At 48.7% G+C, this 12,533-nt stretch carries 9 protein-coding genes; 4 read left to right on the forward strand and 5 right to left on the reverse strand.

Annotated features, from left to right (window positions below; all coding sequences use genetic code 11):
- Window positions 1-5 precede the first annotated feature (5 nt).
- Complete coding sequence (locus tag PN498_RS19655) at window positions 6-1,133, forward strand: tRNA (guanine-N1)-methyltransferase (protein WP_272064989.1); 1,128 nt, start codon at window positions 6-8, stop codon at window positions 1,131-1,133.
- A 659-nt stretch (window positions 1,134-1,792) separates the two neighbouring features.
- Window positions 1,793-3,043, forward strand: coding sequence for a hypothetical protein (locus tag PN498_RS19660; protein WP_272064991.1), 1,251 nt, complete (start codon window positions 1,793-1,795; stop codon window positions 3,041-3,043).
- Here PN498_RS19660 and PN498_RS19665 read toward each other — a convergent pair.
- Window positions 3,036-4,028: a heme o synthase gene (locus PN498_RS19665; protein ID WP_272064992.1), complete on the reverse strand. Its 993-nt coding sequence runs from the start codon at window positions 4,026-4,028 to the stop codon at window positions 3,036-3,038. The two genes, PN498_RS19660 and PN498_RS19665, sit on opposite strands and share 8 nt — an antisense overlap.
- Before the next feature lie 54 nt (window positions 4,029-4,082).
- The gene (locus PN498_RS19670) at window positions 4,083-5,057 is read right to left on the reverse strand and encodes a COX15/CtaA family protein (protein WP_272064993.1); all 975 of its coding nucleotides are present in this window, start codon (window positions 5,055-5,057) and stop codon (window positions 4,083-4,085) included.
- 451 nt (window positions 5,058-5,508) lie between these two features.
- Here PN498_RS19670 and PN498_RS19675 point away from each other — a divergent pair, with 451 nt between their 5' ends.
- Window positions 5,509-7,161 (forward strand): alpha-amylase, encoded by a 1,653-nt coding sequence (locus tag PN498_RS19675; RefSeq protein WP_334312273.1) that lies wholly within the window; start codon window positions 5,509-5,511, stop codon window positions 7,159-7,161.
- Between the two features lie 469 nt (window positions 7,162-7,630).
- Window positions 7,631-8,713 carry a CIA30 family protein gene (locus PN498_RS19680; RefSeq protein ID WP_272064994.1) on the forward strand — a complete coding sequence of 361 codons (1,083 nt, stop codon included), beginning with the start codon at window positions 7,631-7,633 and terminating at the stop codon, window positions 8,711-8,713.
- Between the two features lie 373 nt (window positions 8,714-9,086).
- Here PN498_RS19680 and PN498_RS19685 read toward each other — a convergent pair whose 3' ends face one another.
- The 3 genes from PN498_RS19685 to glyA form a co-directional block, all read right to left on the reverse strand.
- Window positions 9,087-9,545 carry a DM13 domain-containing protein gene (locus PN498_RS19685; RefSeq protein ID WP_272064996.1) on the reverse strand — a complete coding sequence of 153 codons (459 nt, stop codon included), beginning with the start codon at window positions 9,543-9,545 and terminating at the stop codon, window positions 9,087-9,089.
- A gap of 270 nt (window positions 9,546-9,815) precedes the next feature.
- Window positions 9,816-10,874, reverse strand: a complete 1,059-nt coding sequence (locus PN498_RS19690; protein WP_272064998.1) for a glycosyltransferase family 4 protein — start codon at window positions 10,872-10,874, stop codon at window positions 9,816-9,818.
- A gap of 247 nt (window positions 10,875-11,121) precedes the next feature.
- Window positions 11,122-12,405, reverse strand: coding sequence for a serine hydroxymethyltransferase (gene glyA / locus PN498_RS19695; RefSeq protein WP_272065000.1), 1,284 nt, complete (start codon window positions 12,403-12,405; stop codon window positions 11,122-11,124).
- Between the last annotated feature and the right edge of the window lie 128 nt (window positions 12,406-12,533).

A 12,533-nucleotide genomic window follows, 5' to 3' on the forward strand; every position in this document is an offset into this window, starting at 1 on the left:
CTTGAATGTCTGAGTGGTGCCAAGAAGGGCAGGCAAAGTTTCGTATTGAGGGATCCTTCTACCGTCGGGAAAGCCAGACTGGTCGGGACCTCGCTGTATTAGCAGCAGCAGTCTATCGCCAGCAGCGACAGGAACTTCGGGTATTGGATGCCATGACAGGCTGTGGTGTGCGGCCCTTGAGATATCAGCTGGAGGCCGGAGCTGATTGGGTCTGGGCTAATGAAGGCAACCCTGAACTGCACGACCTTTTGCAGCAAAACTTAGAAGCGGGTATGCGATCGCAGTCTTACCGCATTACCCACGAGGATGCGAATCATGTCTTTTTTACCTGCTACCAGCAGCGGGACTTCTACGATCTTGTGGATATTGATAGTTTTGGGGGCGGAGCACCTTATCTTGCAACAGGACTGTGGGCCACTCGTCTAGACGGTTTTTTGTATCTCACCAGCACCGATACTCGCACCACTGGAGGCCATAATCCCGACCATAGCGTGCGACTATATGGGGCCTATGCCCGTCCTCATCCTGCTAGTCACGAGCAAGGAGCCCGGCTACTCATCGGTAGTGCTTTACAGCAAGCAGCTTCTCGCGGAATGGTCGTTCAACCTATTTTTTCGCTATATAACGGGCATGTTCACCGCGTTATGGTGCGCTTGAGTACGGGGCAGAGTAAGCCATTGAAGCAGTACGGTTTTCTAGGCTATTGCCATCACTGCGGACACTACCAAACCCTCTCATGGCGACAGTTGGGAAAAGCGGTGTGTCATCACAGTTCGCCGCTGTCCTCACCGTCTTCTACACCATTGACAATTAATGGCCCTCTATGGTTAGGAGCACTGCACGATTGCGCATTCCTAGCTGAGATGAGCGATTTGGCTCAACAGTGGGGCTGGCATAAGCAGGTCCAACTCTTGCAGATCATGCAAGACGAAGCTGAGATGCCACCGTACTACTTCACGCTGCCCGAAATTGGTCGCCGTGGTCAAATGGATATTCCTAAGCGAGAACACCTGATGACTGTGTTGCGCGATCGCGGTTTCCGGGTCAGCCGGACTCACTTGGACGCTCAAGCGATTAAGTCTGATGCCAATATTTTTGACTGCATCAAAGCGGCCAAATCCTCTAAAGCTTAAGGAAGACGACAGAACTTCATCTTAGCTTCACAAAATAACTCTATGATTTCATGCAAATTTCACCCAATAGCAAAATCGTGACTTTATGCTGGGCACGTATGAGGAAAGAATTATATGAATGCGCCTCCAAGGGTCACTGCCTTTGGAGGTTATTGTTTTGAATGCTTACATAATTGGACTTCGATTATCCTGCCATTGGATTTTTTCTCATCTTCACAAAAGCTGTCTCTGAATTTACTTCAGGTTTACCTATCTCTAAATTTGCCGGGCTAATTTAGGGTCATATACGAAAAGACATATATGAACTAACCCCCACCGTCAGGATGGGGGTTACTTATTCTTTAAAGGGCTTGTTCTATAGACCAAACAGTATGAGTTGCAAAATGTCTTATCCCAGTTTGCACAGACTGGCCGGAATTTCGGTTTGCTAGTCGATGGAAAATACTAGAGACTGTCATCGTTAAGCGCTCAAATACCTTATCAAAGTAGGTTTCAGCCCCTAGTCGATAAATTTTGAGAAACAGGCACAGTAATGCTTGCTTGTGCCACCAAGCTTCTAGGATTAATTGATGGTGTGCCCTAGACGGCAACCTTCTGTTGAATTCGCGGTCTATAAGTAGGCGGTAGTTTGCTAGAGCCGAGAGTGCAAAGGAGGCATTTTGTTAAGGCGATTTAGGCGTTGGTGGCGCTACTTCTTTAGACGAACCAGTACCGTCAACAGCGAGCCTATCAACAAGGTCAGCTTAATCGTCATCGTCCTAGTCGATTTATTTATTCTGGGAATGGTTTTTTCGGGCCTTAGCGATGTTGGGCATTGGCCCATTAGCCCGGCTCAGCAACACCCCTGTTATGCCAACTGGTCTAACTATCGAACAAATACAGATACCGAGAAAGATATCGAGCTGATTCGAAACGCGGTTCCTCTGGATGACCGTGAAACTTCGCTTCAGTCAACCTATCGCTCCGAGGCAGAAGATCATCTGGGGCAGGTGTCGGACCTGTGTCTACAGTACGCCAGCTATTGGGATCAACTGAATACTTCGGCCAATCGAGAGGTCGTCGCAGACATCAACCAGCGTCGAACAACGATCAGTGATTTAGAAGCAGCTAATCGGCAGATTCGAGATCAATATGACTCCACGCTGTTAGAGGACATTGCTGGTCAGCCGCGCGATCGCTCCATCAATGAAGTGGAAGCTGCTGAAGCAAAACGGACATTTAATGCTAACACTGCTCAGATTGAAACCTTGAGAGAGGAAATCTCAATCCTTGAAGTACGACTTATACAAAGTACTGAGAGTCAGCAGCTCGTGGAGCTGCTGAAGAGTGAAGCACAGTTCGCGAGTTTAGAAAACCCATACAACCGCGCGACTTTCTGGCATCCAACCGTTGAAATTATCTTTCAAGGCCTTTTTCTCCTGCCACTGATCACGATTAGCTGGTTGGTGCATCGCTCAGCTCAACGGAACAACCATGGCTTAGTTGCACTTCTCAGTTGGCACCTGCTGGTGATCTTTTTGGTACCTCTGATCATCAGACTGTTCCAAATTTTTCAGATTGGTGCCCTGTTTAGTGCTCTCACTGCGATCGCCAACATCATTTTCGGCAGTCTGCTGTTTTTAATAAGCTACGTCTACATTCTTTTGATTCCGCTGGTCGGTTTTGGCCTGATCAAGTTTCTTCAGAAAATTGTCTTCAATCCTAAAGTTCAAGCTTCAGGACGGGTACAAAAGAGCCGCTGCATCCGTTGCGCGAGGAAGTTGACACAGCAGGATCATTATTGCCCCCATTGCGGCTACAACCAACTTCAAGAGTGTGGAGTTTGTCATCAGCAGACTTACCGTCTGTTACCATACTGCCGAGAGTGTGGCGCTCCACAAACTCCACAAACGGATAGGACTGCTAGCTAACCATCAAAGGCATCAACGTTGCAGCAAACTCATAAACCTCATGGGATAGAGCTGATACTAGCGAGCGAGTAATCGGCAGGCTGTCCACGACCATACCAGCGGACAGCGCCATCATGTAAAGAATGGAAAACTTGAACAGTGATTTCGCCTGATCGCGATCGCTCGGGGCCTGCAATAGCAGCCAAGCCTTTTTGATAAATATCCAGCCCAGGTAGGCTGCGATCGCGCCATAGACCCAACCCGTTGCGTTTAGAGGCACGGTCATCATCAAAGTAATGGGCACCAGGGCTAGCGTATAAGCCCAGATCTGTTTCGCCGTCGCTTCGTCACCAGCAATAACAGGCAGCATTGGCACACCCACTTTGGCGTAGTCGTCTTGAATGACCAACGCCAAGGCCCAGAAGTGGGGAGGAGTCCAAATAAACACAATGGCAAAGAACAGCCAGGCAGCCCAGCTCAGTTCACCTGTGACGGCAGTCCAACCCACTAAGGGTGGAATCGCGCCAGCAGCACCGCCGATAACAATATTTTGAGTCGATGATCGCTTCAGCCAGTGAGTGTAAACGCCGACGTAAACAGCAATTCCGGCCATTTCTAAAACGGCACTCAGCAAATTACCAACAAGCGTCTGTAATGAGAACGCGATAGCAGCAAGTACAACTGCGAAAATCAAAGCGTCTCGCAGCTGAATTCGCCCTGAGGGAATTGGACGGTGACGAGTCCGCTCCATATCGAAGTCGATGTCGCGATCATAAATGCAGTTAATCGATTGAGCTGAAGCAGCTGCCAATGCACCCGTTAGCAGAGTCACAATCAGCAGCACAGGATCAACGGTGCCGTGAGCCGCTACCAACATACTGGCAGCAGTTTCAATGAGTAAAAGCGGAATAATCCGAGGCTTTGTCAGTTGCCAATAACTTTGGCACACCTGCCAGAAGGTTTCATGATGAGGTGTTTGACTTTGCCAGGTGGGAGTTGTCTGCATGTGCAGGGAAGTCCTTATTGAGAAAGCAAGATAAAGGAAAGTTGTAGGCAGCCGTTAGGCTAAATCACGACTTGAAAAGTCTTCGTTGAAATCGGTTGGCATAGCAGGCTGCGTGCGATCGCGCCAAGCCAAAACCGTAAACGCTACTAATGCAGCTGTCAGCGCGGCTCCTACTGTGTGATGAGTAACCGTCAGCGGTTCGACTTGTAGATGCATCTGTAGCGTTGCAATACCAAGCACGATTTGGAGAGACAAGAGAGTACCAATCAAAACCGTCAAGCGGCGCAGCGAGGTATGCAGTGCAGGTGTTCGCCAAGCGACCAAAAGCAAAGAGAGAATCGCGATCGTCGGAGGGACAACACCGATCAAGTGACTGTTCATCACTCGGCAGAGTTGAGACAGACCCAAGCATTGATGGGCCGCCCAACGAGAACCAACAAGTGCACCCAGAAGGCATTGAAAATAGACCAGTACCGCTGATATAAGACCAATCGCAAACAAGTTTCCTGAAGTGCCCAAACCTTGATAAGGGAGTAGGCAAAAGCCGATAGTTACCAGCGAAATCAAAAACGCTAGAGCAGTCCCTAAATGGGCAGTTACAATGTCGAATCTGAGTAACTCAGTTACTGTAAGTCCGCCCAAGGCCCCTTGCACCAAAATTAGGACCAGTGCACCGGAAGACGCCCAAGGCAGCCACTGCGGAAGATCACGACGGCACCACCAGGATTGAACCGCCAACCAAATTGACATTAAGCCAATGAGCGAGGCATCTAGACGGTGAAACCATTCTAAGAACACTTGTAAATTCATCTGCTGTCGAGGGACGAGTTGTCCATAACACAGCGGCCAGTCCGGACAAGCCAGTCCGGCGTTCATAACGCGCGTCGCGCTACCGACAGCCATCAGAGCTAAGGTTGCGACTGCAATTTTCCAGACCAGGCGACGAATGCGGACCTGAGCCGTGAGCTGCGGCTGGTGATTGTCTCGGCCAGAGGTAGAGGAGATATCGAAGGGAATATTGGCTGACATAAGATACTAGCTGCAATCAAAATCCCCTGTCCAAATGCTCAAAACATTGATTCAGTTGCTACCGCAGATGTCACAAGTTCTCAGTATTTGGACCGGATGAATTAGTTACCACTTTAGAAAGGGGGTTTTTAATTCCTCGGAAGCTTTAGGGTTTTCTTCGGAATTTATCGGACGTTTTAATAACTCTTGTAACTTTTTTCGAATTTAGATTTATTGCGTCGCTTCAAAAAGGACGTTGTCAGCTAAATCGATCGCTAGCTATCAAGCGTCAGACTACTGAGGTTATGTTAGATAGCTGAAGTAAACGTCATCAGGATTCGTCACGGCTACTTCTTTCTTAATTTCCTCATTAGACTTTTGCTGCATACTCATGAATATGGATTGTCTTGGGGTATAAGGTCTTGGACTGATATCCTTGCGTCTCAAATTAGTCATCTAGCATCTACCAGCTATGCCATCTCCCTTTCAGCAGCTCAAAGAGCAATTCAAAACTTTCGGTACCGACCTTAATCCTCAGACCCTTGGCACTGCTCAGGGGACACTAAAGGACTGGTTAGATTCCAATGCTTCAGCGATCGCAGGCAAAAAAGCGCCTGCTGAATTTAACGGCACGATGATGCAGTGGTTTCATTGGTACCTTCCTCCAGATGGCACGCACTGGAAGAAGCTTCAACAAGATGCCAAAGCCTTGGCCGATGCAGGGTTTACAGCCTTATGGCTACCGCCTGCTTACAAAGGCATTGCTGGGCAGTATGACGTTGGCTATGGCGTGTATGACCTGTTCGATTTAGGGGAATTCGAACAGCGAAAGACGATCCGAACTAAGTACGGCACTAAGGACGAATATGTTGATGCGGTGCGAATCTGTCGACAAAACGGCATCCAAGTTTATGCTGACGTCGTCTTCAACCACAAGATGGCTGCCGATTACGAAGAAGAATTTGATGCGATTCCCTATGATCCCCATAACCGTACGAGGATAATCGGACAAGCTCGCAAAATCAAAGCCTGGACAGGATTCGATTTTCCAAAACGGGACGGCAAATACTCCAGAATGAAGTGGCGCTGGTATCACTTCGATGCAGTCGATCACAATCTCTACGAACCCAACTTTAAGGCCGTCTGGAAAATGGCCGATAAAAGTTTTGAGACCAAAGTCGATCTAGAAATCGGCAACTATGACTACCTTATGGGCAGCGATTTGGATATTAACCATCCCGAGGTGAGAGGTGAACTCAAGCATTGGGGTGAGTGGATGCTGAACAGTATCGGTGTTGACGGGTTTCGGTTAGATGCCATCAAACACATCAATGGCGACTTCTTCAATGAGTGGCTTGATCATCTGGAAACTCATTCAGGCCGTGATTTGTTCTGTGTCGGTGAATATTGGACTTATGACTTCGGCACCTTGAGTTGGTATATCGGCAATTCGGGTGGACGTCTCAATTTGTTCGATGCTCCTCTGCATCACAATTTCCACAAAGCAAGTAAAAGTGGTGGGAACTATGACATGCGGCGTATTTTTGATGGCACGTTGATGAAGGAACTGCCGCTGTTTGCTGTGACGCTAGTTGAGAATCACGATACTCAGCCTCTACAAGCTCTAGAGTCAGTCGTCGAAGCGTGGTTCAAACCGCTAGCCTATGCCATCATTCTGCTTAGGGAACAGGGCTATCCCTGCGTGTTCTATGCCGACTATTACGGTGCTCACTACAGAGATAAAGCACCAGATGGCAATGAGTACGAAATTTGGATGGCGTCTCATCAGTGGATCATCGATCGCTTGATTTTTGCTCGTCAGAACTTTGCCTATGGTCCTCAATACGACTATATCGATCACTTCAACACCATAGGTTGGACACGCCTAGGAACTGAGCATCATCCTTACGCAATGGCCGTTGTTTTGAGTGATGGTCCTGCAGGAAACAAATGGATGGAGGTTGGCAAACCGCGCACAGCTTTCTATGACATTACTGGACACATCAAGAAGCCTGTCTTCACCAATGAGCATGGTTGGGCCGAGTTTTGCTGCAATGGTGGGTCAGTTTCAGTTTGGGTCGAGCAAAACCCTGCACTATTTCGATTAGGCGATATCGGTCTCTAACCTTGCATAGTATGGCCATTGCCAATTCCGTCAGGACAACGGCAAGCCGTTTGGCTATGGTGAGCACCTGAATGCTATTGGGTGCACAAGCTTAAACGGCTAAAGCTATAGATTCTGCATGACAGGTTTACGATACAGCTAGTTTAGGCTCGCTCTACATCGCCCGCTGATAATTTGACTCCCCTAAAGTTGTAGCTTGATTGTCGTGAGGAAACCTACGCTTTTCTCCGGAGACGTGCTGAGAGTCACTCATCTACATCATGAGGGCTTCTCGAAAAGGTATTACATACCAACGAATTGCAAACGATAGATGTCTGCCCAAAGAATGATATTGTCACTTAATTTTGCTAATGCGGGAGATGATAGTGATTGACTATGGGTCAGATGCAGTGCAGCAGGTCAATAGTAGAGGTACTAAGAACAGCATCTGTGCCAAGTAGCACTAACGTTAAATTAGAGTGGATATACTATGACACAGTCGAGCGATCGCTGGAATCCTTTTAGGCTCGTAGATACCCTCAACTTCTTTGGCGAAGTTCCTTTTGTAGGCAATATCCGGTGGTTACAACAGATGTTTGGAGCAGCTTCGAATCCTCAAGCGCCGGCCACCTCAGAAATTCAGCCGGAGTCTGAGATCGTTTTACTCTCTGATGAAGGACCAGAGGCAGATGCCTTGACCACAATGCTCCGCAATCAGGGAAAGCAGGTGCGATCGCAGATCCAGCCAGCTGACTCCCCGCTTCCAGAGACAGCTCCCAATCGAATTGTCAACACACAGGCGATCGTATGGAAAGGCGTTCCTGATGACGAAGAGTGCTTATCTGCTCAAATTGATGACCTGACTTCCCTGCCCACTAGCGAAGAACATTTGCTATTCGACTTTCGTATGGCCTCGTCTGATGGCTTAGGTGAAATTTGGGGAGCAGTAGACGACGTTGTTATGGGAGGAGCCAGCGCTAGTGGATTGAGTATTTTGCCTGGATACGCTCGCTTTGCTGGCAATGTATCTACCGCTAATTCTGGTGGATTTGCGTCAGTGCGAACCCGTAACTTTGAACCCCCTTTCAATCTGCAAAATTGGCAGGGTATCCGTTTGGTACTCCGAGGAGATGGTCAACGATACAAAGTTATTCTGCGTAACAGTAACAGCTGGGACAGCTTGGCCTATTGCACTTCAGTTGATACCGAAGCTGAACAGTGGATAGGGATTGACGTGCCTTTCGCTGCGCTAAGTCCCACCTTTCGCGCGAAAACTCAACCGACGGCCCCTCCTCTTGACCCCAAAACGGTTTGTTCCTTTCAGCTCATGCTCAGTAAGTTTGAGTATGACGGCAACAAAAATCCTCACTTTCGGCCTGGTGCGTTTTTTCTAGACATTCGGTCTATTGGCGTTTACCGTGCGGCTTCTGCTCCCAAATTTGTGGCGATCGCATCTTCTCCATCCCAAGCCGAGACCTATATCACTATGCTGGCGCAGAGCGGTCTGCCGCATCAGGTTTTGGTTAAGACTGAGCCTAGTTTTGCTGAGAAGCTGGGATCTGTTATCAAATAGCAGCTTAGCTTGTGACGGTGACAATCCTACCTTCATAGCTACTAACGACATGCATTTGAGTCAGGCACACCCTATTCCCTGCTCCCTTGAGACACTGAGATGCACTTGACCAAGCTGCACAGGATCATAAGGCAAAAGAATAAACGCTGAACCAATTCCTAACGATGTCGGTCCAGCGTTTTCAAGAAGCCTAGCTATATCGACTAGTACCGCTACGCGGAATTCAAAATTCAAAATTGAGAATTCAAAACTAAAGCAGATAAGCTTTCCTAGTGTTTTGAATGGTGAGCCTATTTCTGCCGTAGTTGTACTAGGGGCTAAACTTGCCGTTGTTAGCGAGTCTACTGGTTGTGGACTATCACCATCTCTGGCACTATTGCAGTGGTGCGGCTCCAAACGTTGCGTTGAACTCTTGACACCAGATAGCTACGGCCTCAAAAGCTTCTACGTTGATTTCCGCAGGGATGACATACTCTTGAACACCTGTGGTCGAGCTTAAGGGCGCAATCACTACATAGTCTGCTTCATTTAAGGGATACGCAGGTGGCGTAGTTTCTTCGATCAGATCAGCAGAGCGATGTAATACTACAACCAGATCAGGACCATTGCTAGTTGAAAAAGAGGCGTCAAATCTCAGCGTTTGCTGCCCCTCTTCACTAATCAGCTCAGCTGCTCCGCTGGTCTCGTGCTCCGCTGATTCAAATAGGCCTGTTCTGGCGATCGCTTCAGTCGTTTCGTCAACGGATGAAGGAGCTGTTTCGGAGGTGGGGACCGTCTCTGCTTCCTCAGTTTGTACGGATTCAGCTGGTTCAGATTCGCTTTCAGAAGACACTGTCGGGGAAGGAGTACAGGCTATTACCGTGACGGTAGTCAACAATGTTAAAAAGCTGAGCGTTCGTTTGAAATTCAGCATAAAAGCCTCAGGATTCGAGTGTTTCGACTGTAAACAGCCAATCTGAACAACGAGGAAAAAATTTCTGAGAAGTCTCTGAAAGTTGCCACAACAGTACTCAGGTTACAGCCTTACTCATAAGGTTAAGTGCAGTTCACAGAGGATAGAGAGAACAAGCGAGAGTCTTCCCTCTGAAAATTCCTCAGCCTCTTAACGGGAAAGCTGCTTAACCCGCCAGCCTGTATAGGTCAAAAGCCCTGTGGCGCCTGCCGCAAAAGCAAAACCGTTGGGGATAGCTGCGAACGCTAGTGCCAGGCTCCCCGCCCACAGAGTTAGCGCATAGATGAAAAGAACAGCCCAGCGATGAGACAGTCCGGCTTTGAGAAGGCGATGATGCAGGTGACGCTTGTCAGCAACAAAAGGCGAATTGCCGCAGCGAATCCGATCCACAATAACAGCGGACATATCCAAAATGGGCACGGCCAGAATCAAGTAAGGCAAAAAGACGGCAACAGTTGTGACGCTTTTAGTTAATCCAATAACGCCGACGCCAGCTAAAGTAAAGCCAATGAAATAGGAGCCGCCATCTCCCATAAAAATCTTGGCTGGATTGAAGTTATATCGAAGAAAACTGAGAGAACCACCCGCGAGAGCCGCCGCAATGAGAGCAGCAGCGGGCTGATCCATGAATAGACTAACGATAAGCATGATTAGGGCCGCGATGCCACAAACTCCGGCGGCAAGGCCATCTAGCCCATCAATCCAATTAATAGCGTTGGTTAAACCTACGAGCCAGACGACTGTAACGGGCAAACCAACCCACATAGGGAGGGAAACCAAACCAACGAAAGGAATACTTAGAAAGTCGATACTGACGCCAACGTGCCAGGCAATACCTGCGATCAACGCTTGCATAAGCAGGCGACTGGACGCTGACAACCCAAATAAATCATCTAGTAAGCCAATCAGGAAAAAGGCAAAGCCTCCTAAAGTTACTCCCCAAATCTCGTACTCGTCAGTAGGGCTGAGATGAGTTCCTGAAGCATCGATGAAACCACCGGACCACCAAATCAGAAGCAGCGAAATCAAAGTCCCCAGGAAGATAGAAATTCCACCCAGTCGCACCATCGGTTGAGTATGAACTTTGCGCCCACCTGGCAAATCAACTCGTCCACATCTCAAGCCAATGCGACGAACGACGGGGGTTGATATCAAAACAACCGCACCGGATATCACGAAGGCCAACAGATGATAGAGCTGAAAGGGCATATAACTTCCTTCAACGCCGTTGAAGATTGGCAATTTGCAAGAACGACGAAATATTCGCGACTAATACTAAATCCTTCGGTAAGAGCTATTCCCCACCCGACTATAGATAGTTGACTCTCTTAACATTTTTTGGGAATAGATTTCAAAACAAAACTCCATGAAGGATAGGACAGATTAAGACGATTGTCTACTGTTTTCTCCTACATGGAGTTCAGTTGTTATCAGTGCCATTTCAGGCAAATTGAGTCTATGCCATGACGGGCTTTGGCAGAGTTAGGTGAGGATAGAGCGGGAAGCGATCGCACAACTCCGCTACGCGCCGTTGACAATTCTCACGCACAACTGCATCGTTAGGACTGGTCAGCCGGTCCGCGATAATATCAGCAATCTCTGTGAACTCAGTTGGTCCCATGCCGCGCGTTGTCATAGCCGGTGATCCTAGACGCAGACCGCTAGTCACAAAGGGAGACTCTGGATCAAAGGGAACAGTGTTTTTGTTTGCCGTAATGTTGACTTCGCTGACAAGGTTGTCTGCTTGCTTACCCGTTAAACCGACCGAGCGTAAATCCACCAGCACTAAGTGATTGTCCGTTCCGTCAGAAACCAGCTTTAACTTACGAGCCTGTAGGCGATCGCCCATGGCTTTTGCATTGTCTACCACTTGTTGAGAGTAGGCCTTGAAGTCGGGCTGCAACGCCTCCCCAAAGGCGACTGCTTTTGCGGCAATGACGTGTTCTAGCGGTCCGCCTTGACTACCCGGGAAAACAGCTTTGTCGAATTTTTTGCCTAAATCGGCATCGCGGGTCATGATTAGACCGCCCCGAGGTCCGCGCAGGGTCTTGTGTGTGGTGGTAGTGACCACATCACAGTGAGGAATGGGGTTGGGGTGAACACCTGCCGCAACCAGTCCTGCAATGTGAGCAATATCCGCCAGCAGATAAGCACCGACTTCGTCTGCGATCGCCCGGAATGTCTCAAAGGGAATCACTCGTGGATAAGCAGAATAGCCACAAATAATCAGCTTGGGCTTGTGTTCTAAGGCAAGAGCACGAATCTGGTCAAAATCCAAGGTCTCGGTATCTGGGTTCACGCCATACTGAACCACATTGAACCATTTACCGGAGACGTTAACTGGGGAGCCGTGAGTCAGGTGACCGCCATGAGAGAGGTCCATCCCCAAGATAGTATCCCCAGGCTTCAGCAAGGCCAGAAATACGGCAAAATTCGCCTGGGCACCAGAATGAGGCTGCACGTTTGCGTGGGCTGCACCAAACAGTTCTTTGACGCGATCAATAGCAACTGACTCTGCCTGATCAACAAATTCACAGCCGCCGTAGTAACGCTTACCCGGCAGCCCTTCAGCGTATTTGTTGGTGAGGACAGACCCTTGAGCTGCCATTACTGCTGGGGAAGCAAAATTCTCACTCGCGATTAGCTCTAGGTGGTCACGCTGCCGTTTTAGTTCACGCTGCACGATCTCTGCAATGAGCGGATCGCCGTTCTGAAGTATGTCCAAAGTTGATTGCGTCACAGCCTTCAATCCCAATAATCAAATTCAACAACTCAGCTAACCAATCGCGTAGTCATCCCAGAATGCTGTCGCTGTTAGCAACCGACGAAGACCGCCTCAGATCATCAGCCGCTAACACAGGTTTCATG

It is taken from the genome of Oscillatoria sp. CS-180, from assembly GCF_028330965.1.
Taxonomy (GTDB): domain Bacteria; phylum Cyanobacteriota; class Cyanobacteriia; order Phormidesmidales; family Phormidesmidaceae; genus Halomicronema.

Coding starts and splice junctions, on each gene's coding strand:
- PN498_RS19655 (WP_272064989.1), top strand. CDS start 6: ATGTCTGAGTGGTGCCAAGAAGGGCAGGCAAAGTTTCGTATTGAGGGA.
- PN498_RS19665 (WP_272064992.1), bottom strand. CDS start 4,028: ATGCAGACAACTCCCACCTGGCAAAGTCAAACACCTCATCATGAAACC.
- PN498_RS19670 (WP_272064993.1), bottom strand. CDS start 5,057: ATGTCAGCCAATATTCCCTTCGATATCTCCTCTACCTCTGGCCGAGAC.
- PN498_RS19675 (WP_334312273.1), top strand. CDS start 5,509: ATGCCATCTCCCTTTCAGCAGCTCAAAGAGCAATTCAAAACTTTCGGT.
- PN498_RS19680 (WP_272064994.1), top strand. CDS start 7,631: ATGACACAGTCGAGCGATCGCTGGAATCCTTTTAGGCTCGTAGATACC.
- PN498_RS19690 (WP_272064998.1), bottom strand. CDS start 10,874: ATGCCCTTTCAGCTCTATCATCTGTTGGCCTTCGTGATATCCGGTGCG.